The organism is Brenneria roseae subsp. americana (assembly GCF_003115815.1).
GTDB lineage: Bacteria > Pseudomonadota > Gammaproteobacteria > Enterobacterales > Enterobacteriaceae > Brenneria > Brenneria roseae.
Window position 1 is genome coordinate 52,139 of record NZ_QDKJ01000003.1, and the last position, 22,223, is coordinate 74,361.

General features: G+C 53.1%; 16 protein-coding genes and 1 tRNA gene. 13 read left to right on the forward strand and 4 right to left on the reverse strand.

What is annotated here, in order from left to right:
• Positions 1–27 precede the first annotated feature (27 nt).
• The 3 genes from B4923_RS04160 to B4923_RS04170 are packed head-to-tail and all read left to right on the forward strand — an operon-like array spanning position 28 to position 3,601.
• Positions 28–1,728: an ABC transporter substrate-binding protein gene (locus B4923_RS04160; RefSeq protein WP_109053430.1), complete on the forward strand. Its 1,701-nt coding sequence runs from the start codon at positions 28–30 to the stop codon at positions 1,726–1,728.
• A 25-nt stretch (positions 1,729–1,753) separates the two neighbouring features.
• Positions 1,754–2,734, forward strand: coding sequence for an ABC transporter permease (locus B4923_RS04165; RefSeq protein ID WP_109053118.1), 981 nt, complete (start codon positions 1,754–1,756; stop codon positions 2,732–2,734).
• Positions 2,735–2,761: 27 nt separating this feature from the next.
• Entirely contained in the window at positions 2,762–3,601 is an 840-nt protein-coding gene (locus B4923_RS04170) for an ABC transporter permease (RefSeq protein WP_109053119.1), read from the forward strand.
• An 86-nt stretch (positions 3,602–3,687) separates the two neighbouring features.
• Here B4923_RS04170 and B4923_RS04175 read toward each other — a convergent pair whose 3' ends face one another.
• Positions 3,688–5,250: a methyl-accepting chemotaxis protein gene (locus B4923_RS04175; RefSeq protein WP_109053431.1), complete on the reverse strand. Its 1,563-nt coding sequence runs from the start codon at positions 5,248–5,250 to the stop codon at positions 3,688–3,690.
• Positions 5,251–6,222: 972 nt separating this feature from the next.
• On the opposite strand from B4923_RS04175, the gene B4923_RS04180 reads away from it, so the two are divergent.
• Positions 6,223–6,879, forward strand: coding sequence for a PadR family transcriptional regulator (locus B4923_RS04180; protein ID WP_109053120.1), 657 nt, complete (start codon positions 6,223–6,225; stop codon positions 6,877–6,879).
• A gap of 179 nt (positions 6,880–7,058) precedes the next feature.
• Here B4923_RS04180 and B4923_RS04185 read toward each other — a convergent pair whose 3' ends face one another.
• Both B4923_RS04185 and B4923_RS04190 read right to left on the reverse strand, forming a co-directional pair.
• Positions 7,059–8,600, reverse strand: a complete 1,542-nt coding sequence (locus B4923_RS04185) for an EAL domain-containing protein (protein WP_109053121.1) — start codon at positions 8,598–8,600, stop codon at positions 7,059–7,061.
• 436 nt (positions 8,601–9,036) lie between these two features.
• Complete coding sequence (locus B4923_RS04190; RefSeq protein WP_109053122.1) at positions 9,037–9,555, reverse strand: E3 ubiquitin--protein ligase; 519 nt, start codon at positions 9,553–9,555, stop codon at positions 9,037–9,039.
• Positions 9,556–10,109: 554 nt separating this feature from the next.
• On the opposite strand from B4923_RS04190, the gene B4923_RS04195 reads away from it, so the two are divergent.
• Both B4923_RS04195 and B4923_RS04200 read left to right on the forward strand, forming a co-directional pair.
• Complete coding sequence (locus tag B4923_RS04195) at positions 10,110–11,333, forward strand: FAD-dependent oxidoreductase (protein ID WP_109053123.1); 1,224 nt, start codon at positions 10,110–10,112, stop codon at positions 11,331–11,333.
• 208 nt (positions 11,334–11,541) lie between these two features.
• Positions 11,542–11,618 (forward strand) — tRNA-Val (locus B4923_RS04200).
• Positions 11,619–11,737: 119 nt separating this feature from the next.
• On the opposite strand, the gene B4923_RS04205 is transcribed toward B4923_RS04200, so the two are convergent.
• Positions 11,738–12,658, reverse strand: a complete 921-nt coding sequence (locus tag B4923_RS04205) for a LysR family transcriptional regulator (RefSeq protein ID WP_109053124.1) — start codon at positions 12,656–12,658, stop codon at positions 11,738–11,740.
• 118 nt (positions 12,659–12,776) lie between these two features.
• Here B4923_RS04205 and B4923_RS04210 point away from each other — a divergent pair, with 118 nt between their 5' ends.
• The 7 genes from B4923_RS04210 to garR all read left to right on the forward strand — a co-directional run bounded on the left by B4923_RS04210 (position 12,777) and on the right by garR (position 22,140).
• Positions 12,777–13,166, forward strand: coding sequence for a tautomerase family protein (locus tag B4923_RS04210; protein WP_109053125.1), 390 nt, complete (start codon positions 12,777–12,779; stop codon positions 13,164–13,166).
• A gap of 465 nt (positions 13,167–13,631) precedes the next feature.
• Complete coding sequence (locus B4923_RS04215; RefSeq protein ID WP_170116005.1) at positions 13,632–15,053, forward strand: aminotransferase-like domain-containing protein; 1,422 nt, start codon at positions 13,632–13,634, stop codon at positions 15,051–15,053.
• Between the two features lie 502 nt (positions 15,054–15,555).
• The gene (locus B4923_RS04220; protein ID WP_109053127.1) at positions 15,556–16,944 is read left to right on the forward strand and encodes an MFS transporter; all 1,389 of its coding nucleotides are present in this window, start codon (positions 15,556–15,558) and stop codon (positions 16,942–16,944) included.
• Positions 16,945–16,988: 44 nt separating this feature from the next.
• Positions 16,989–18,734: an L-arabinonate dehydratase gene (araD, locus tag B4923_RS04225; RefSeq protein WP_109053128.1), complete on the forward strand. Its 1,746-nt coding sequence runs from the start codon at positions 16,989–16,991 to the stop codon at positions 18,732–18,734.
• A gap of 131 nt (positions 18,735–18,865) precedes the next feature.
• Complete coding sequence (locus B4923_RS04230; RefSeq protein ID WP_109053129.1) at positions 18,866–20,359, forward strand: CoA-acylating methylmalonate-semialdehyde dehydrogenase; 1,494 nt, start codon at positions 18,866–18,868, stop codon at positions 20,357–20,359.
• Between the two features lie 53 nt (positions 20,360–20,412).
• Entirely contained in the window at positions 20,413–21,183 is a 771-nt protein-coding gene (garL, locus tag B4923_RS04235; protein ID WP_109053130.1) for a 2-dehydro-3-deoxyglucarate aldolase, read from the forward strand.
• A gap of 66 nt (positions 21,184–21,249) precedes the next feature.
• Positions 21,250–22,140: a 2-hydroxy-3-oxopropionate reductase gene (gene garR / locus B4923_RS04240; protein ID WP_109053131.1), complete on the forward strand. Its 891-nt coding sequence runs from the start codon at positions 21,250–21,252 to the stop codon at positions 22,138–22,140.
• The last annotated feature ends 83 nt before the right edge of the window (positions 22,141–22,223 follow it).

Here is a 22,223-nt window from a genome sequence, read left to right on the forward strand (position 1 = left end):
AATAATAAGATCTGGGGAAAACACATTATGACAAATCATCCAACCGACCAGCAGCGTCCCTCTGACAGCACCGTGGATGCGGTTATCGAATACGAACTCAATCGTCGAAAATTTCTCGGCATCTCCGGCGCCATCCTGGTTTCAGGCGTTTTTGGCGGGATATGGCCAAATGACAGCGTTGCCGAGGTCGGCAGCCTGCCAAATACCCTAACCGGCGCGGTGCGGGGCGGCACGTTGGAAGCAGTGGTGCACCCGGAACCGCCAACGCTGGCTTTCTTTATCAATACCTCCACACCCGGCCGTACGGTCGTCAGCAAAATTTTCGACGGTTTATTCGACTATGCTCCCGATCTGTCCCCTCGCCCACAGCTGGCGGAAAAGGTGGCGCTTTCGGATGATGGCCTGAAGGTGACGATCTTTTTACGCAAAAATGTCTTCTGGCACGATGGTCAGCCGTTTACCTCCGCGGATGTGAAGTTCTCAGCGGAAAATGTCTGGCTACAGTACTCACCTTTCGCACGCCGGGTATTCCAGTATCTGACCGCTACGGAAACGCCCGACGACCATACCGTGATTCTGACGCTATCCAAGCCAACGCCGGTGGTGCTCAACGCGCTTGATGTGGTCGCCACGCCGATTCTGCCCAAACACCTGTATGAAGGCACCGATATTCCCAATAACCCGTATAACAATAAGCCTGTCGGCACCGGTCCTTTCGTTTTCAAAGAGTGGCAGCGCGGCAGCCATATTTCGCTGGAGCGGTTCGATAAATACTGGCAACCCGACCGTCCCTTCCTGGACAAGCTGTTATTCAAAATCATTCCTGATGTTTCCGGTCGCGCCACCGCATTTGAAACAGGCGCAATCCAATACGGCGAGCGCAATCCCGTTACCTTCGCCGATGCGGACCGACTGGCAAAACTGCCCAATCTGACGCTGGATACCGCGGGTTACAACGGTTTCGCCACTTCATTCTGGCTGTTGCCCAATCTGCGCGACCCGATTCTGGGTAATCTGAAGGTTCGTCAGGCCATTGCGCACGCCGTCAATAAAGATCTGCTGGTTAAAACCGTGTGGGGCGGTTACGCCAAACCGGCCACCGGCCCGGTCTCATCCCAGCTAAGCACCTTTTATACCGACGATACCCAGCAATACCCTTTCGATCCTAAAAAAGCGCAGATGCTGCTGGATGAGGCGGGCTATACCAAAAAAGCGGATGGCTGGCGTTTTAAACTGAATCATGACTTTATTCCATTTGGCGACGACTACCGTCGAACCGGCGAGTTCGTTCGTCAGGCGTTGCGCGCCATTGGCATCGACGTGACGCTGCGCGCGCTCGATCTGGCCACCTGGACGAAAAATGTCTTCAAGGATTATGACTATCAGTTGGCCAGCTCCTGGGGGGTAAACTGGACCGATCCCCAGTTGGGCGTCGAACAGTTGTACTGGTCAAAGGCGGAAAGCAAAGGTACGCCCTGGACCAACGCATCGGGATACGCCAGCCCTGAGGCCGACCAAATTATCGAAGTGGCGCAGGTCGAAGTGGATCCGCAAAAACGTTTGGCGCTTTACCATGAATTGCAGCGAATTGTGCAGCGCGATCTCCCGCAGATTAATATTTTTGAATTCAAGTGGTTTGGTATCTGGACCAGGAATCTGCGCAATGTGACAGACACGTTCAACCACAGTCAGAATAATTTTGCTCATGTGTGGTTTGATAAAAAATGAGGATCGATAGCAGGAAAATGACGCCATGACAAAACGGGTTCTTTTCAGATTGCTTCAACTGGCGGGCGTGATAGTCGGCGTGGCGACGCTTAACTTCTTCTTGCTGAAGGCGCTCCCGGGAGATCTGGTGGATGTTATCGCCAGTGAAAGCGGTAGCGCCACGCCAGAACTCATCCAGCATCTGCGTGAGCTGTATGGGCTGGATCGAAATCTGTTTGCGCAGCTCATCGCCTATCTGGGGGAACTGACGCGGGGAAATCTGGGGTTTTCCTTTCGCTTCGGCGAGCCGGTGCTGGATCTGATCCTCGACAGAATGCCAGCCACCATCCTGCTGGTTGGCGTCGCCCTGATCCTGTCGGTGACTGGCGGCGTCCTGCTGGGCGTCGCTTCGGCACGGCGGCCTCACGGTGCAGCCGACACCACGATTTCCATGCTCTCCACCATCGGCTATTCGGCTCCCATGTTTTGGGTTGCCCTGATGCTGATCATTCTGTTTGCCGTCAAGCTGTCATGGCTGCCGGCCAGCGGCTGGCAAGATATCAATGCCGGATATACGGGATGGCGCCAACTGCGGGATATTGCGGCCCATCTGGTGCTGCCGGTGCTAACGCTGGCGATTTACTATATGGCGGTCTATGCCCGGCTGTCCCGCGCATCCATGATTGAAACGCTGTCCGAAGATTTTATCCGCACCGCGTGGGCCAAGGGCGCGCGTGAGAAGCGGGTGATTTTCGCCCATGCGCTGCGTCATGCGTTACTGCCGGTGATCACCATGTTGGGGGTACAGAGCAGCGCCCTGCTGGGAGGGTCGATCGTGGTGGAAACCGTCTTCGCCTGGCCGGGACTGGGGCAGCTGTCGTTTGATGCCATCCGCAGCCGGGATATTCCCGTATTGCTGGGGGTATTGCTGTTCAGCAGCGTGCTGGTGGTGTTATCGAATCTGGTGGTAGATATTGTGCATGCCTGGCTCGATCCTCGGGTACGTATCGTTAATCGCGGGCGTTGAACGCCGGCAATATAAACTGGAGGTAGAATGCGCTGGTTATTACAGCCATCGGCCATGATAGGCCTCACGATACTGCTGGCCGTACTGGCGACGGCCGGGATGGCGACATGGCTTTTCCCCGACGACCCCATGAATATGGTGGGCGTCCCCTATCTGTGGCCGGGACAGGATGCCCAGTTTCCGCTCGGCACCGACCTGATGGGCAGGGATATTCTGGCCGGTCTGTTTCACGGCGCCCGCGTATCGCTGCTGGTTGGCATCGCCTCAACGGTAATTGCCTTAGTCATCGGCATTGCCGTCGGCATCGCATCCGGTTTTTACCGCGGGCGGGTGGATAGCGTGCTGACCGGGATCACCATGCTGTTCCAGACTATTCCGGCATTTCTGCTGGCTATCATTCTGGTGGCGGTCTTGCAGCCATCCATCACGACCATCATTTTCGCTCTCGGCATCACCTCCTGGACCAGCATCGCCAGACTGGTACGGTCTGAATTTCTGGCGTTGCGCGAACGGGAATTCGTCCGCGCCAGTATTTCTCTGGGAGCTAGCGATATGCATCTGATTTTTCGTGAAATACTCCCCAACGCCTGGACTCCGGTAGTGGTTTCCACCGCCCTGCTGATTGCCAACGCGATCCTGTCCGAAGCCGGTTTATCTTTCCTCGGTCTGGGCGATCCCAACGTGGTGAGCTGGGGATCGATGATTGGCACCGGGCGGGATGCGCTGCGGACCGGATGGTATATGACCGCCCTCCCTGGCGTGGCCATTATGTTGACGGTCATGGCGCTTAATCTGTTGAGCGACGCGTTGCATACCGCCCTTAACCCGCGTTTGCGGCGCCGCGGGACGACGTTATCCGTCCTGTAAAACCACCGATCCGCGACGTCCGGTTCATCGCCAAAGGGGCGTTTCGGATCGCCCCTTTTTAGCGATACCGTAATAAAATCAATACATCAGGCTTGATGCGCCAATTCAGGCAAATAATCAGCAGATTCGTCGGCACGGAACCGATCAACCGTGCGCGATAGCTGCTGCGCCTGATCGCTAAGCGATTTTGCCGCCGCCAGGGCTTCCTGCACCAGCGCCGCGTTCTGCTCTGTACTCTGATCCATCTGGGACACCGCCAGATTAACCTGTTTGATGCCAGAGCTCTGCTCCGTGCTCGCCGCACTGATCTCCGCCACCATCGCGGTGACACGCTGTACGCTCTCGACGATTTCGCTCATGGTGGAACCGGCATGCTTCACCAGATCGGTTCCTTCGATAACTTTGGACACCGAGTCATCTATCAGGCCCTTGATCTCTTTGGCAGCGGAGGCGGAGCGCTGCGCCAGCGTGCGCACCTCGCTTGCCACCACGGCAAAGCCGCGTCCTTGCTCCCCGGCGCGCGCAGCTTCTACCGCGGCGTTGAGCGCCAGAATGTTGGTCTGGAAGGCAATACTGTCGATCACCGCGATGATATCCACCACTTTACGTGAAGAGGCGTTGATCGAATCCATGGTATCCACCACCTGTCTGACGACCGAACCGCCGCGTTCAGCCACGCTGGACGCCGACTGCGCCAGCTCATTGGCATGGCGCGCATTATCCGCGTTGTTTTGCACGGTGGAGGTCAACTGCTCCATCGCCGCGGCGGTCTGTTCCAGTGCGCTGGCCTGCGACTCGGTGCGAGCCGACAGATCTTCGTTGCCTGAAGCGATCTGCACCGATGCAGTCGTGATGGAGTTGGTGCTGCTGCGCACCTGGCTCACCAGATGGGAGAGATTATCGCGCATGGCACGAATGGCGTACAAAATGCTGGTCCGATCGCCAGCCCGGGTCTGCACGTCCACCACCAGATTGCCATCGGCAATCTGACGCACCACATCCACAGCGTACTGCGGTTCACCGCCCAATTGGCGCAAAAGCGTACGCAACATGTTCCATGCCAGCAGAGAAATCACCAGCAGCAGCGCCGCGACAATGGCCAGCAGAGTGAGTGCGTTATGCCAGAACGTTTGTTGGATATCATCAATGTAGTCACCGGTGCCGATGATCCAGTCATAGGGTTCGAACCGGGTGATAGAATAGAGTTTATCGACCAGTTCCTGGGTTCCGGGGCGCATGCCCTTGCCCTCAGTCATCGCGATGGTCTTCCCCTCCAGAGCCGCACGGTTGCGGATCCCCGATTCCCGGCCGCCATTAGCATCAACGATGCCAACGCGCTTGGGATCGGGGTGTACGTAGTTCACATCGTCGCTGTAGCCCAGCACGAAGAAATAGCGGTTGCCTTGATGAAAGCTGCCGATGGCGCGCTTGGCTTCGTTTAGCGCATCCTCATGCGAAAGCTGACCGGATTTCTCCCGCTCATAGGTTTTTTGCGCGGAGGCATGAGCCAATTCCACCAGCGCGGTGAGTTGTCCGACGCGCTCCTTCATCATCGACGAATACAAAGTATTCAATGCCACAGCGGAAAGCACCAATAATCCCAACAGCATTGCGCCGCACAACAGTATAATTCGAGTCTGTAATTTCATCGTATTTCTCTTAAATGTGTCGCACATAAATGAGACGGCCAGCCGCACGGCGATCATAGGACTTCCCTCGCGTAAATAAGGGAAATCCTGGTGCCGTGATTATTTTCTTCAGCCTGCCAGGGTTATTCAGGATATTTTCGAGACATAATAATTAATGATATGGCACTGAGTGGTATCGGCATCGATGGGGAATGCTTTATAGCCAATAATTACCTATATGATAATTATTCCCCTAATGATGATATTTACGGTTTTTGGTTGAATTTTATCAAGAAAATAGAAATACCTGCGGCGGGATAACCAGAATGCCACGTTAAAATCCACTGTTTCTTCGCGCCGTAGCAATAAACGCCGGGTGATGAATACCAGCGTCATTGGTAAGTAAATTATTGTCGTTCATTTTTTACCCTGGGTTTGCATTTTGGCGCCATCAATATCCGGAATACCATTTGGCAAACCAATACATAATAACGGCTGGTGATTATGACTTTAATTGAAAATAACCCAGAGGGAAAATACTCCCCATCAGAGATTGCTGATATTTTAAATATCCAAAATTTCCGTCCCCGCCATCTCCGATAAAACCAGATAAATGTTGGGCGCAAGTATAACGACCCTGTGAATATCGGCCGCATCCAGAATCAAACGAGCGACCGGCTCTGGAAGCGGGTCATTAACGATAAGCTACGGTGCCGGAGGCGCTCGATGAGCAAAGACACGCCCGGCAGGACTGCCAGTTATCCATTTCATTCCAGCCAACGGACGGCCAACTATATCTAATTCAATGAACGTTCACCCGACTACGCCGATGTTCTCCGGCGACTCTCTTATAAAAATACAAAATCAAAATCATTAATATCAATATGTTAAAATATAATTTATTTTATCATCCATAAATCCTCACAGAAATATTGACAACACCATTTGTTTAGATATAAATAGATATATCTAAAACAGCGTGAGGAAATCACTATGCGCAAACATCACCATCAAGACGGACAAGACCAGAAAGAAGAAATGAAAGGCCGGGGTAGCCGGGCGGAAGGCAGAGGAAAAGGCCGGGCAGAACACCGGGAACAGGAATCCGAACGAGGTCAGAGACAAGGCCGTGGCCACGGTCGGCGCGGACACGGTGAAGAGGGGCATCACGCTATGCATCACCGACGCCAGCGCCTCTTTGCCCACGGCGATCTTCGTCTGGTGGCGCTGGATCTGCTGGCGCAAAATCCCAGCCACGGTTATGAGTTGATCAAAGCCATTGAATCCCTGACGGATGGTCATTACGCCCCCAGTCCCGGCGTACTCTACCCGACGCTCGATTTCTTGCAGGAGCAGAACCTGATCGTCATTACGGACGAACTTAATGGCCGGAAAAGCTTCGAAATCACCGATGAGGGCCAGCTCTATCTTGAACAACGCCGCGAGGAGTTGCAGCAGATCCTTGAACGCATCAAAGCGCACACCGCCGGTATGGAACTGCGTAAACACCCGGAGATGAAGCGAGCGTTGGATAACATCAAATCGGTGCTGGACATCAAGGTAAACCGTGAAGGTATCAATGAAGAAACGCTGAAGAAGATCATCGGCATCGTCGATAACGCCGCTGCGGAAATTGCTCAGATTGACTGATTTTTCCCCTGACCAGACGTCAGGTTATTACGCCTCCGCCGCCCAATGCCGACCGTTTGATCATCGGTTATTCGGTCAGGCGGATAGAGAAAAAGGGTTCATGTCATTTTATGAAGACGGTCAACCCTTTTCTCAAAGCAACGCAGGGAACAACCAACGTGTAGCGGTATGGCGGACAGCTATCTGGCATCCATAAAGTACTGATCCTTGAGATCCGTCCCGCTCATCGGTTTACCAAAATACCAGCCTTGCCCAATCGCATCCGTACAATGCTCGCCAACATAGACCGCCTGTTCACGGGTCTCGATACCTTCAACCACCACCGTGGCATTAAACATCGCCATCATGTCAAAGAGGTGATCAACCATCTGCGCATTCACAGAATCCGTGCCAATCGCCTCTGTAAACATCCGGTCTATCTTAATCACATCGAAAGGCATTACGGCAAGATAGGACAAATTGGAATAACCGGTTCCGAAATCATCCAGCGCCACCCGGTACCCGGCATCATGCAAGGCGGTGAGCCTTTCGGACATCAGGGTATGATTTGCCGTCGAACGCTCCGTTATTTCCAGCATAATCTGTTCTCTGGCAATGCCGAACCGCTGTAGGAGTTCAGCAAGATAGGGTTGAAAATCAGGATCCAATACATCGCTAATATCAAGGTTAATGCTGAGATAAAAGGTTTTGTTCCTGGTCAGGACATCCCGAAGCTCTTCCAACGCCATACGAGTTACCTGACGGGTAATTTGCCCGATAATGCCCAGCTTTTCCGCTACCGGTATAAACACATCCGGCGGAATCTCCTCCCCTTTTCGATTTATCCATCTGACCAGAACTTCGGCACCGACCATTTTATTATCACGCAAACAAACCAGCGGTTGATATTTAACGTGTAACTGTTTATCACGTACCGCGCTATGAAGCTGTTTGTTGAACGATTTGTTCTGCTCGATAAGCAAAATCGCCGTCAGAGATAAGGCCCCGCTCAATAATCCCCCCAACAGCGCAATGGCCAAGCCAACATAAAACGGCAGAGAAAAGAGCCCTGATGAATGAAGACGGACATAGGCGCAGATGTTATAAAGTTTACTGCACTGATACCCCAATCGGTACTGTTTGTACCATGCACTGCTCTGTCGGGAATATTCCCCTTTTACGCCAAATGACTGATAAATGTGACGATCGTCTGCCGTGGTAAGCAAAGCGCTATAGCCGGGAATAGAAAGTGAAACGCTGTGAAAAGCATCGGGGGACGTGAATACGATAATATCGTTCTGGCTGGCGATATCCGTTGCGATTCTGGCGTCAAGCAATCCTTTCACCGCTCGCCAAAGCCGGGTTTCGTTTTTTCCCACGAGATCCGGAGCCGGTAGCGCTACAGCAGAAGTCAGGCGCCCGCGTCCGGCAGAGCAAACCAGTTTGTCATCATGAAGGCGGCCAATATCCAACAGGTAACTATATTTGTAGACCAGAAAGCTAAGTTGAAACAGATCTTCATCAGTACAGGGGGCAGATGAGAGATGCCTGACCTCACTCATCGCCCGTTCGGACTGCATCGCTACGTTATTTGCACGCAGCATGAGCGAGTCAGAATAATCGCGCAGTTTGCCTTGATCGATTTTTGCTATCACAAACTGGCAGAGCAGTAACATACCCAGCGCGCCGAGCGCGATATTAAAAACCATGATAACTTTTGCTGTTCTGCTAATCGATTTCATTGCTGCTAGCTCCCTGCCTTAGTTAAACAATCAGCTCCATGACACCCATTAATCGGCATATTCACCGTTGAGTTTACCTTTTTATCGACAAGAAAAGATGATCACCATCGATATATGGTAACAACAATATAATCACATAATATAACTACTGTAAAACAGTCCTAAAAGATAAAATATCAGGTGTATTAAAGTAAGGTGTGGATTCCACAAGGATTAGCGCAGAAAAACAGGTAAAAAAACCATTCGGCAATTTCATTTAAACCATCAGGATAAAGATATTTTCTGGATATAAAAAGAGCGTGCGGCCGTTTCCGCCAGCAGGTAACCTATAATGGCGAATAATCACGATGCCATAGCCGTTTTCATTATTCTATTCTGGGAGTACGACGGCTGGTATATTGCAGTCCACCGACAGGAAGTGGACTGCAAAAATGGGTTACTTACCGCTTTGCGCGGCTGGGGTTCCTTCCGCTTCGGTTATCGGAGCCGGGTCGCTCTGCGCTGGCGTTTCCTGCTTGATACTCTCCTTAATCGCCTGCGTTTGCGCTTGCGCGTCTGCCGAAAGCGCGTGTGCGTCGCTAATGGCCGTGTCTTTTATATCCTTTGCCTGCTCCACAATCTGACCGCTTTTTTCCTCTGCCTGGCTTTTGATGCTCTCGGCCTGCGCTTTGGCTTCGTCAGTAATGGCATCTGCGCGCTGGGCCGTATCATTTTTAATCGCATCTGCCTGCGATTTCAGTTGGTCGATTTGCTCTGAGGCTTCTTTTTTCAATTCATCGGCTTTTTGCTGGGCCGAATCGGTAATTTGCTCAGCTTTGCTATCGGCGGCGGCTTTGATTTGCTGCGCGTTATCTTTCGCTTTGTCCAATTGTGCATCTACTTTAGACGAATCGTCACAGCCGGCGATGGCTAATCCGAGCAGCGAAGCCAGAAGGACTTTATTCCATATTTTCATGAGCAATATTCCTGCGTATTGATATTCGTGTTAAAAACAGACAATGCAATAATCGTATTACACAAAAATAATAGTCCATATTTTAATACTGACAGCGTTTTTCGCCACTCAATATCACTATCAGAAAAACCGTCGTTCTCTGGAAACGCCGGTTATAATTCCGGGTCAGACAACGCCCTTCAATTTGCCCTCTGCCGAATGAATAAGGTACACGCGTTGCAAATATCGACTCATTGATAGATTTCTACGTACTGGCTGAACCAGATACACATTAAAGGCACTTCTTTTCATTCTTAATAAGAATATTTTACATTTACGTTGCCCTGAAAACGGCAATGAATCAGGGAGGTATTTCTTTTGTTCTTCTCCATAAATTTCTTAGTTCGACGACGCTCTGGCGGCAGGAGTACCGCTGATGCGACTAAACGCCGGCAACAGATCAGAAATGGGTATGGCGACATCTCAATCATAGCAAACGGTAATGATTATTATTTGCAAGTCAGCCACGGGCTTCTATCATAGAGATCTGCACGACTGCGATGGTGAGACTGCCTATGACCGAGAAAATCCTGGAAACGCCCTGTTGTATCGTCGGCGGTGGCCCGGCCGGGCTGATGCTCGGCTACCTGCTGGCTCGGGCCGGCATCTCCGTCGTGGTGATAGAGAAACACGCCGATTTTTTGCGTGATTTTCGTGGCGATACCATCCATCCCTCAACGTTGGAAATCATAGAGCATCTTGGGCTTCTGGCGTCTTTTCTGCGTCTGCCGCACCAGCAGGTAGAAACGCTGGTCGGGGAATTTAATGGCAAGAAGATCACGATGGCGGACTTCCGGCATCTACGGTGCCGCTGTCGGTTTATGGCGCTGATGCCGCAGTGGGACTTCCTCAATTTTCTTGCCGAACAGGGGCAAACGCTACCGGGATTCCAACTGTTGCGATCCACTCAGGCCGTGGGCTTGCGCCAGGAAAATGGGCGCGTGAATGGCGTGGAAGCACGGGATGCCAAGGGCGACAGGCTGCTGATTCGTACCGGACTGGTGGTAGGTACCGATGGTCGGCAATCGGTCGTACGCCAGGCCGCTGGCTTGACCGGTCAAAGTTTTGGTATGCCCCGGGATGTGTTGTGGATGAAATTGCCCAAAGCGGTCGGCGACGGCAACTGGACCAGCGGCCACGGCGGCCCCAAAAACAACGTTATCATGCTGGATCGGGGCGATTACTGGCAATGCGGCTACAGCATGACGAAAGGCACCCTTCCCCATCTTAAACAACAGGGTTTACCCGCGCTGCTGCAACAGATTTCAGCGGTGTTACCTATCGGTGTCGAACGGCTATCGGCGGCAGTACCCGATTGGGAGCATGTCAAACTGCTGGATATTCGTATCGACCGGTTGGATCGCTGGGCCGCCGCAGGCGTGTTGTGCATCGGTGACGCGGCTCACGCCATATCCCCCATCGGCGGAGTAGGCGTCAATCTGGCGATTCAGGATGCTGTAGCCGCCGCCAATATTCTGGCCACGCCCCTGGCGCGTGGCCCCGTCAGCCTGAATATCCTGAATCGTGTACAGCGTCGCCGTGAATTTCCTACCCGCGCCACCCAACGTCTGCAAATTATGATGACCGGCAAAGGAAAAGATACGTCACGCGCGGCCAAACGGTGTCCACCCGCATTAGTGATGTGGCTGATCCGCCAGCCCTGGCTACCGCGTTTAACGGGCCGCATTATTGGGCTGGGGTTCCGTCGCGAGCTGCCTCGCCTGCCGCACCGATCTTAGTATACGGCGGCGTCACCGGGATATAAGCTGAAATCACCGTATTCGGCCAAACATTCACCACTTAGCAAGAGAATCTCGATAAAGGGCTTGTCATAACCGTCGAGCGAGGCCATAATGATGCCCATTCCAGATGCTGGAATGAAAGAAGTGATTTAAAATCAAAATGTTAGTTCATAAGTGATCTATTGCCAGAACTGACATACCCTGTACGACCGTAGCTCAGTTGGTTAGAGCACCACCTTGACATGGTGGGGGTCGGTGGTTCGAGTCCACTCGGTCGTACCAATTCAAATTCCGCAGATATCCCTAACGTCTGTCGATCTTTGAAAATGAGGTGAAAACCTCTATCCTCTCGTTTTCCAGTGACATCCATCCAGCGATAATCGTCTACTTCGTATCTGTCATCAGCGTGTAAACCGCGATCTCAGCCAATGCGTAAAAACGCTGACGGCACGCGGCACCTGCGCGGCGTAAGGACGCACGATCCATATTTTGTCGGCGAATGCCTCGACGATTTGCCAGTCTGGCAATACTTCTCGCAGCGTGCCTGCCGCAATAGCCGTGTGTGCGCTGAAATCCGGCAGCATGGCAATGCCCAGGCCGCTCAATGCCGCATCCCGGATAGATTCACTGTTATTCGTGGCAAAGGGACCTTTCACATCCACGGTTAGCGCCTCGCCGCCTGTCAGGCGATGCACAAAACGCCAGCGCGGCAGTTCGGTGCCGCGCGGATAATACAGACAATCATACGCCGTCAGTTCCAGCGGATGAGCGGGGACACCCCGCGCGTCAAGGTATTCTGGCGATGCAACCAGCAATGCCCGCGTCTCGCACAGCGGCAACGCGACATGCGTTTCAGGCAAATGGTTGCTGTGACGGATAGCGAGATCAAATCCTTCGCTGGTTAGCGACACTATCCTGTCTGATACCTCAAGCTGGATGCGTACCTGCGGATACGCCTGCAAAAACACACTGATATTTGGCACCAGTTGTTGACGCGCAAAGGCCACCGGCGAGGTAATGCGAATCAGTCCGCGCACCGGGCCGCTGTCATCGCGCACGGCAAAAAAGCTCTGTTCAATCTGAGCGAATGGTTCCTGTAACTCCGCCACCAGCTTTTCTCCCGCGCGGGTCAAACGCACACTGCGGGTGGTACGCTGAACCAGAGCGACACCGGCCAGCGTTTCCAACTCTTTGATCTTTTGGCTCATTGCGGCCTTACTCACTTCCAATCGTTCAGCGGCACGGGTAAAACTCCGCTGTTCGGCCAATACCGTCAGCCAATACAGATGCATCCATAGTGCGTTGGTTTTAATGTTTTTCATGCTAATTGTTCAAAATAGAAAATAATCTTTTCAACTATAGCGCTTTTTCTCTCCGCATCAAAAAGCCAGAATATTCCCCAGAGCAATACTTAATCCCACACATCGACGGAGACACATTATGCCATTACTGCAATTTGATGTTATTGAAGGACGTTCCACGACCGAAATAAAAACCCTTCTGGACACCGCGCACCGTGTCGTGTTGCAAGCCTTCCAGGTTCCGGAACGCGACCGCTATCAGATTGTTCACGAAAACAAACCTCACCATATGGTTTTTCAGGACACAGGACTGGGCTTTACGCGCACGGACAAGCTGGTCATGGTTCGGGTTTACACCAGCCCGCGTAGTGACGAACAGAAGCAGTTTTTTATGAAAACGCTGGCGCATGAATTAAATACGCATTGCGGAATCGACGGCAGCGATCTGATGATTACCTTTATCACCAACCATAAAGGCGACTGGAGCTTCGCTAATGGCGAGGCACAATATTTGACTGGCGCATTGTAATAGCACGACAGATTAATATGCGTCACGATGAACTGACGCGAGCGATGAAGGTGGCTAACACCGTCGTCATCGCGAACGCTTGATATTTCAGCATGCGGGAGTGTTCACGGGGAATTCAACGTGACATTCCTCAATCCCCCCGCCGATAAACCGGCGGACAACACGCCAGCCCCCTCAATAACGAACGACTCCAGCCTTGTTGCCTGAATGGGAACGGACCCCTGTCACTCGCGGATGCGCTATACAAAGTCAAAGTATAGAGCATACACTCTGATAGGATATAACCCCATCATGCATAGGAGAATGAAGCATCGGTATGAAAATAGATTGATTGTCGAAACGAGCGATAAATCTGAATGCGAATATTGCCCATGATGACAAGAGTAAATTCGGGTTCACCTTGAAGCCGGATTGAACGATTTGGATTGGAAACGCTTTGTAATCATTACTTATGTGAGGATGCTTGTGAGTCAGCTTTTTCCCCCAGTTAACAAAACGCTCCCTTTGCCTTTAGTCATGCAAGTCGTCAACACCTTGCGCACCGCCATCGTCAGCAAGCAACTGCCTGGCGGACAGCGGTTGCCGTCAGTGCGCCGTGGCGCCAGCTTATTTTCCGTTAGTAACTCCACAATGGTGCAAGCCTATGAACAGTTGGTTGCTGAAGGTTGGATAACGGCGCGTCCTGGTTCGGGCTTTTACGTCGCCGAATCCGGAATAAGCGAAACCCGGGTGGTCACGACCAATGAAAACTATGCCATAAACCCCGTTAATGATTACTGGTTATTGTCCAGCATCTATGTTTCCTCGCCTGAATATCGCCAACTGAGCTGCGGATGGTTACCGGACGATTGGTATCAACAGGACATCCTAGCGAAAGCACTGAGGACCGTGTCGCGCCAGAATCTGAGCGATTCAGGCTATGGTGAATCCTGGGGATATCTCCCGCTACGCCAGCATCTGGCTGTCACGCTACCGGAAAATATTCAACCCGTCAGCCCCGAAAATATCCTGCTAACACAGGGCGCCAGTAAAGCACTGGACATTGTTTCCATGGCCTTACTGAACCGTGGCGACAGCGTATTGGTGGATGAGCCGGCCTATTGTAACTTCCTCACGTCGCTTATGTTGCGCGGTATCCGTCCTATCGGCATTCCCTGGACCTCTCAGGGACCGGATATGGATCATATGGCGGAAGTGCTGCGCCGGGAAAAGCCACGGCTGTATATCACGAACCCCTGGTTTCAGAATCCGACCGGTGCCTGCCTGTCGCTTGGCATGGCCCACAAGATATTATCTTTAATGGAGCAATACGACATCCATGTGGTAGAAGACAACGTCTCGGGAGAGCTGATGCCGCAAGACGCAGTGTCGTTACTGTCAATGGGCGGAATGAAGCGCGTTACGCAAATTCGCAGTTTTTCCAAAACCCTCTCCCCGACCCTGCGGGTCGGATACGTGATTGGCAATACGGAGCTGATTGAAAGATTAATCGTGTTTAAAATGATGTCCGGGCTGACCAGTTCAGAACTGACCGAGCGCGTTATCCTGTCCGTATTACAAGATGGGCAATATCATAAATACCGTACCCGGTTACGAACGCGTTTGGCCCAGGCGCAAACCAGCGCCGGCCAGTTTTTTCAGACTATCGGCTGGCAACTTCATACCCAGGCCGTCAATGGTTTTTATCTGTATGCCTGTCCGACGAAAAACGCCACGGACGCCCTGAAGCTGGCGGAAATCGCACGACAACATAAATTGTTTTTAGCGCCGGGAACATTATTTCATCCTCATCGCTGCGCCAGTCCGTGGATTCGCTTTAACGTGGCTTTTTTACAACGTTACCAAAATGAATTTCTTCATTTTCTGGATGAAAATAAAATGAAATGAAAATATAAATTTCATTATAAACAAAATCAGATAAAATATTTCGAAAACATCTCCTTTTTATGCATTTTCCCTTATTTTTGCCCACTGCATTCTGAGGAGACAATAAAATGTCTATGTCGTCACTAAAATATTCCACTGTGACCTATACAGTTAATTAATTAAAACATTAGTCTGGCTGAATTATATATAATCAATTGTTTTTATGGGGTTTTTATTTTAATAACTGTATTGTTTTTAAAACAATACAGTTTATTTTTATGCAATAAAACTGTATCTGGTCAGCATGTACACCTCTCCCTAAACTAATCAACGTGAGTCGCTTAACCTCCTGTTGCCTAATAAATCTATTAATACAGGCTTTTTATTTACAACAGGAAGTTGCATATCGCCTATTACTGCTGGTGCGCTGGATTAGAGACAGATGGAATATCCGTGTCTGATGCATTCAGCTTAGTATCTTCATATCCCTACAAACTGATTTTATTCGATGCTGGAGTAAATAATGACACACTTAGCTCAACAGCAGGAAAACATAAAAAAGAGCAAACACGTACGATATCACATCATTCTGATGCTATTTATCGTGACTGCGATTAACTATGGCGATCGTGCGGTGCTGGCCATTGCCGGTTCGCCGATGGCCGATGCATTAAATATTGACTCAATCACCATGGGGTACATTTTTTCCGCCTTTGCATGGGCGTATGTCATAGGGCAAATACCGGGCGGCTGGTTATTGGACCGCTATGGCGCCAAACGCGTTTATTTCGCCAGTATCTTTTTCTGGTCGCTCTTTACCCTGTTGCAAGGATTTATTTTTCTGTTCCATGGCATCACGGTGTTCGGTGGCATGTCGTTAGCGATCGTTCTACTCTTCACACTGCGCTTTATTGTCGGCCTGGCGGAATGCCCGGCGTTCCCCGGCAACAGTAAAATCGTTTCCGCCTGGTTTCCACAAAAAGAACGCGCCACGGCGTCGGCTATCTTTAATTCCGCGCAATATTTCGCTACCGCGTTTTTCGCGCCGATTATGGGATGGCTGGTTCACACCATGGACTGGCATAGCCCGTTCATCTTCATGGGCGTGCTTGGCATTATCATCAGCCTGGTGTGGCTGCGGGTGATTTATCCGCCGGTGCATCATCCCCGGATTAGCAAAGAAGAACTGGACTACATGCGCGAAGGCGGGGCGCTGGTCGAGTTGGATTCAAAACAGGAAACGGTATCCGGCACCATCGATAAGGCGCCCAAGCTGACGCCGGACGCACCGAAAGTCACGATTGGCATGCTGCTGTCGCAGCGTTTGCTGGTCGGTGTCTATCTGGGGCAGTACTGTATCTCGACATTGACCTGGTTCTTCATCTCCTGGTTCCCCATCTATCTGGTGAAAGAACGCGGCCTGACCGTGCTTAACGCCGGTTTCGCGGCCTCATTGCCGGCAATTTGCGGTTTCCTTGGCGGGATTTTAGGCGGAGTACTGTCCGACGCGCTGTTGAAACGCGGCTACTCGCTGTCTCTCGCCCGCAAGACGCCGATTATTCTGGGCATGATCTGCTCCATGTCCATGGTGTTGTGTAACTACACCGACTCTATCGGACTGGTGATTTTCCTGATGTCCTTCTCGTTCTTCGGCAAAGGCGTCGGTGCGCTGGGTTGGGCAGTCGTTGCCGATACCTCGCCGAAAGAAGCTATCGGCCTGAGCGGCGGGGTGTTCAACACCATCGGGAATATCGCCGGTATCGTGACGCCGATCGTCATTGGCTACATCGTGGCGACAAGCGGTTCGTTCGGCGGCGCCCTTTTGTATGTCTCCCTCTTCGCCGCTCTGGCTATCTTCTGTTATGTGTTCCTGGTGGGAGAGATCAAGCGCGTAGAGTTTTCGGTCAAGTAACAAGGTAATAAAACTTATTTTTTTAATAATAACTGGAGGCAACCATGTGCGCACACATCAAAAAAACGCCTGAAACACTGAGAAGTTATCGCTGGTATGGCGCGCCGGTATTCCGCTCACTGGGACATCGCGCCCGTATGGCCCAGCAAGGTTACGCCCGTGAAGATTACATGGGGAAACCCGTGATTGCGATTGTCAACACCTGGAGCGAGATCAATCCCTGTCACACGCATTTCAAAGAACGCGCTGAGCAAGTCAAGCGCGGCATTCTTCAGGCCGGCGGCTTTCCTATTGAACTACCGGCCATGTCGCTGGGCGAGCCTTATGTCAGGCCTGCGGCCATGCTCTATCGTAATCTGCTGGCAATCGAAACCGAGGAACTGCTGCGTTCCCATCCCATTGACGGCGCGGTACTGATGGGCGGCTGTGACAAAACCACGCCCGGCCTGATCATGGGCGCCATTTCCATGAATATTCCCGCTATTTATTTACCGGCCGGGCCGTCGCTGCGCGGCGACAATAAAGGGAAATTTCTCGGTTCGGGCACCGACCTGTTCGCCTCCTGGTACAAATATAAAGCCGGAGAATATAGCGAAGAGCAATTGGAAGAGGTGGAAAACGGCATCTCCCGTTCGGCCGGGACCTGTATGACCATGGGCACCGCGCCAACCATGATGAGCATCGCCGACGCACTGGGCTTCTGTTTTACCGGCGCGTCATCCATTGTGGCGCCGGATTCGCGCCATGCCATCATGGCCGAACGCACCGGGCGCCGCATCGTTGAAATGGTCTGGGAAGATCTCAAACCCTCGGATTTCCTGTGCCCCGCTTCCTTCGATAATGCCATTACCACCGCGTTGGCGCTCGGCGGCTCCACCAATGCCGTGATTCATGTGATCGCCATGGCGCGCCGGGCCGGTATCCCCCTCACCGTGGATCGTTTCGATGAGCTGTCGCAGAAAGTGCCCCACCTGGCCAATATTCGCCCCGCCGGGAAATACCTGATGGAAGATTTCTATTACGCCGGCGGCCTGCGGGCCATGCTCAACCGGCTGGGGACGCTGATTGACGGATCGCCGATGACGGTGAACGGCAAAACGCTGGGGGAAAATTTCGCCGATGCGGAAGTGTACAACGACGATGTGATCCTGCCGCTGGATAAGCCGCTGGGGGAACTGGGCAGTCTGGTGATCCTGCGCGGCAATCTGGCGCCCAACAGTGCGGTATTGAAAATTCACGCTGCCGATCCACGGCTGCATGAGCATGTCGGCCGGGCGGTTGTCTTCAACAACGTGGAAGATCTGCAAAAACGCATTGACGACCCGGATCTTGACGTGGATGAGAATTCCGTACTGGTTCTGAAGAACGCCGGACCATTGGGCGCTCCCGGCTTTCCTGAATGGGGACAAATCCCGATCCCTAAAAAACTGCTGGAACGGGGGATCCGCGATATGGTGCGCCTGTCCGATGCGCGCATGAGCGGCACCAGTTTCGGCTCCTGCGTGGTGCATATCGCGCCTGAATCTTTCGTCGGCGGACCGCTCGCGCTGGTGCGCGATGGCGACGACATTGAGTTAAGCGTGTCAAAACGCCAGCTTAATTTACTGATCCCCGAAGAAGAAATGGAGCAGCGCCGTCAGGCGTGGACGCCACCCCAGCCTTATTATCCGCGCGGCTATGGCCGGTTATTCGCCGAACACGTCAGTCAGGCGGACGATGGCTGCGATTTTGATTTCCTACAAACCGTGCCGGGTGAACAAGGCTTGATTCCTGAACCGCCGATTCAGTAATCGCCCAACCGATGTTGACGCCTGAATACCGCCAGGCGTCAAGGCAAGAAAAGACGCGGTGGTGAAAAAACCGCCGTTTTAATCCGCGTTATTTATTTCTCCATGAACCGAAAGAGTGAGGAAATGCTGTAATGGAAAGAATCCGACATTTTATCAATGGGAAAGAGGTGGAAGGCGAACAGGACGGACAACAGCCGGTATACAACCCTGCGCTCGGCGAAGTCGTGGCTCAGGTGGCGTTGGCGCGTCCGGCAACCGTTGATCTCGCCGTCGAAGCCGCCGCCGCCGCGTTTGACGGTTGGTCGTCTCAGTCCCCGCTGCGCCGCGCCAGAGTTCTGTTTCGTTTCAAAGAATTGCTGGAAAAACATAGTGAAGAGATGGCGCAAATCATCACCCGTGAACACGGCAAAGTGCTGTCCGACGCGATGGGCGAAATCACTCGCGGTATCGAAGTGGTGGAATTTGCCTGCGGCGCGCCCAGCCTGCTGCAAAGCTCATTTTCCGACAATATCGGCGGCAATATCGATAACTGGAACCTGCGTCAGGCGCTTGGCGTATGCGTCGGCATCACGCCGTTCAATTTCCCGATCATGGTGCCGCTGTGGATGATCCCGATGGCGTTGGCGACCGGCAATACGTTCGTGCTGAAACCGTCTGAACGCGATCCGTCCGTCAGCCTGATGCTGGCCCGCCTGCTTAAGGAAGCCGGATTGCCGGACGGCGTTTTCAATGTGGTGCAAGGCGGCAAAGAAGCCGTGGATCGCCTGTTGACGCATCCAAAAGTGGAAGCCGTTTCCTTTGTCGGCTCAACGCCGGTCGCCGAATACATTCATCAGCAGGCCAGCCAGCAGGGTAAACGCGTACAGGCGCTCGGCGGCGCCAAGAACCATATTATTGTTATGCCTGACGCCGATCTTGATCAGGTGGCCGATGCGCTGATTGGCGCGGCATATGGCGCGGCAGGAGAACGCTGCATGGCCTGTTCGGTCGCCGTGGCGGTAGGTTCCGTCGGCGATGAGCTGGTAGAGAAGCTGCTGCCGCGTATTGAGAAACTGCGAGTGCGCAACGGCACGGATAGCGAGGCCGAGATGGGGCCGTTGGTGACCGCCGAACACCAGGCGCGCGTTACCGGGTACATTGATAAAGGGGTGGAAGAAGGCGCCAGACTGCTGGCGGACGGACGGAATTTCCGCGCGCCGGGAGCGGAAAACGGCTATTTCGTCGGCGCAACGCTGTTTGACGACGTCACGCCGGAAATGACCATCTATCGCGAGGAGATCTTCGGCCCGGTGCTCTCTATCGTGCGGGTGCCGACATTTGCAGAAGCGGTTGAACTGGCCAATGACCATGAGTTCGGCAACGGCGCCGTCTGCTTTACGCGTGACGGCGGTATCGCCCGTACGTTCGCGCGCACCGTCAAAGCCGGCATGGTGGGCATCAATGTTCCCATTCCCGTGCCTATGGCCTGGCACTCCTTTGGCGGATGGAAACGCTCGCTGTTCGGTGAACATCACGCCTACGGCGAAGAGGCTATCCGTTTCTACACCCGTTACAAGAGCATTATGCAGCGTTGGCCGGACAGCATTGCGCAAGGCCCGGAATTCGCCATGCCGACGGCAAAATAGCAACACCACAAGCGGCTTTGTTTTTTAAAGCCGCTAATCACTGAGGATGAAAAATGAAAACGCCGCTCTTACCTAACCGCTTCCGTCAGGATTTGCAGCAACAAAAAACGCTTATCGGCTGCTGGTGCGGGCTGGGAAATCCGACCACCACCGAAATACTGGGACTGGCCGGATTCGACTGGCTGGTGCTGGACGGCGAACATTCGCCAAACGATGTACTGTCGTTTATTCCGCAACTGATGGCGCTGAAAGGCAGCCACAGCGCGCCGGTAGTGCGCCCGCCCTGCAATGAACCGGTAATTATCAAACGGTTGCTGGATATCGGTTTTTACAATTTTCTGATCCCGTTTGTGGAAACGGAAGAAGAAGCCGTGCGCGCCGTAGCGTCGACGCGTTATCCGCCCGCCGGTATCCGCGGCGTGTCAGTGGGACATCGCAGCAATGCGTTCGGCACGGAACCCAACTACTTCGCCACGATTAACGACAACATCACCGTTCTGGTACAGATCGAAAGTCCGGCAGGCGTGGACAATCTGGATGCTATCGCCGCCGTGGACGGGGTTGACGGCATTTTCGTCGGACCGGGCGATCTCTCCGCCGCGTTGGGTTATCTGGGGCAACCGAATCATGCCGAAGTGCAGAAAGTGATCCGGCATATCCTGGAACGCGCGGCGGCGCACGGCAAACCGAGCGGTATTCTGGCGCCGGTAGAGGCGGACGCCCGGCGCTATCTGGAATGGGGAGCCCGCTTTGTCGCCGTCGGCAGCGATCTGGGCGTGTTCCGCGGCGCAACGCAAGCGCTGTGCGACAAGTTTAAAAAGTAATTCACGCAACCACGGCCTTTCAGGCCGTAAACCTAACCCATCATTTAAGATCGGACAATAAAGGCTATCGTCATGAAAATTGGTTTTATTGGACTGGGTATCATGGGAAAACCAATGAGTAAAAACCTGATTAAGGCGGGTTACTCGTTGATCGTGATGGACCGGAATAGAGAAGCCGTTGCCGATGTCGTCGCAGCCGGAGCCGTCGCTGCCGATACGCCAAAAGCGGTGGCGGAACAGAGCGACATCGTCATTACCATGTTGCCGAACTCGCCGCACGTCAAAGAGGTAGTGCTGGGGGAAAACGGCGTCATCGAAGGGGCGCGCCGGGAAACCGTGGTGGTTGATATGAGCTCCATCGCGCCGATCGCCAGCCGTGAAATCGCCGCCGTGCTGGCGGAAAAAGGCATCGCCATGCTGGATGCGCCGGTCAGCGGGGGTGAACCGAAAGCCATTGACGGTACGCTGTCGGTCATGGTGGGCGGCGACAAGGCGCTGTTCGATCGCTGTCATGATGTACTGAAAGCCATGGCCGGTTCGGTGGTGCATACCGGTGATATCGGGGCGGGCAACGTGACCAAACTGGCGAATCAGGTGATCGTGGCGCTGAACATTGCCGCGATGTCGGAAGCGCTGACGCTGGCGACCAAAGCGGGCGTTAACCCTGAGCTGGTGTACCAGGCGATCCGCGGCGGTCTGGCCGGCAGTACCGTGCTGGATACCAAGGCGCCGATGGTGCTGGATCGCAATTTCAAACCGGGCTTCCGCATCGATCTGCATATCAAGGATCTGGCCAATGCGCTGGATACCTCGCACGGCGTTGGCGCGCAGCTGCCGCTGACCGCGGCGGTGATGGAAATGATGCAAGCGCTGAAAGCCGACGATCTCGGTTCGGCGGACCATAGCGTTCTGATCCGCTACTACGAGAAGCTGGCGAAGGTCGAAGTAACACACTGATGCAACAAGCCGGGACGTTACCTTTTTTGTATCGGCCCGGCTTTTGATCGGCGTCGGCTCATCGCAGCAGCGTAATGCAAACG

Excerpts from the sequence above, each read along its gene's own strand:
- B4923_RS04230 (WP_109053129.1), top strand. The coding sequence starts at position 18,866 with ATGGAAAGAATCCGACATTTTATCAATGGGAAAGAGGTGGAAGGCGAA.
- B4923_RS04190 (WP_109053122.1), bottom strand. The coding sequence starts at position 9,555 with ATGAAAATATGGAATAAAGTCCTTCTGGCTTCGCTGCTCGGATTAGCC.
- B4923_RS04195 (WP_109053123.1), top strand. The coding sequence starts at position 10,110 with ATGACCGAGAAAATCCTGGAAACGCCCTGTTGTATCGTCGGCGGTGGC.
- B4923_RS04210 (WP_109053125.1), top strand. The coding sequence starts at position 12,777 with ATGCCATTACTGCAATTTGATGTTATTGAAGGACGTTCCACGACCGAA.
- B4923_RS04180 (WP_109053120.1), top strand. The coding sequence starts at position 6,223 with ATGCGCAAACATCACCATCAAGACGGACAAGACCAGAAAGAAGAAATG.
- garL (WP_109053130.1), top strand. The coding sequence starts at position 20,413 with ATGAAAACGCCGCTCTTACCTAACCGCTTCCGTCAGGATTTGCAGCAA.
- araD (WP_109053128.1), top strand. The coding sequence starts at position 16,989 with ATGTGCGCACACATCAAAAAAACGCCTGAAACACTGAGAAGTTATCGC.
- B4923_RS04205 (WP_109053124.1), bottom strand. The coding sequence starts at position 12,658 with ATGAAAAACATTAAAACCAACGCACTATGGATGCATCTGTATTGGCTG.
- B4923_RS04165 (WP_109053118.1), top strand. The coding sequence starts at position 1,754 with ATGACAAAACGGGTTCTTTTCAGATTGCTTCAACTGGCGGGCGTGATA.
- B4923_RS04185 (WP_109053121.1), bottom strand. The coding sequence starts at position 8,600 with ATGAAATCGATTAGCAGAACAGCAAAAGTTATCATGGTTTTTAATATC.
- B4923_RS04160 (WP_109053430.1), top strand. The coding sequence starts at position 28 with ATGACAAATCATCCAACCGACCAGCAGCGTCCCTCTGACAGCACCGTG.
- B4923_RS04170 (WP_109053119.1), top strand. The coding sequence starts at position 2,762 with ATGCGCTGGTTATTACAGCCATCGGCCATGATAGGCCTCACGATACTG.
- B4923_RS04220 (WP_109053127.1), top strand. The coding sequence starts at position 15,556 with ATGACACACTTAGCTCAACAGCAGGAAAACATAAAAAAGAGCAAACAC.
- B4923_RS04175 (WP_109053431.1), bottom strand. The coding sequence starts at position 5,250 with ATGAAATTACAGACTCGAATTATACTGTTGTGCGGCGCAATGCTGTTG.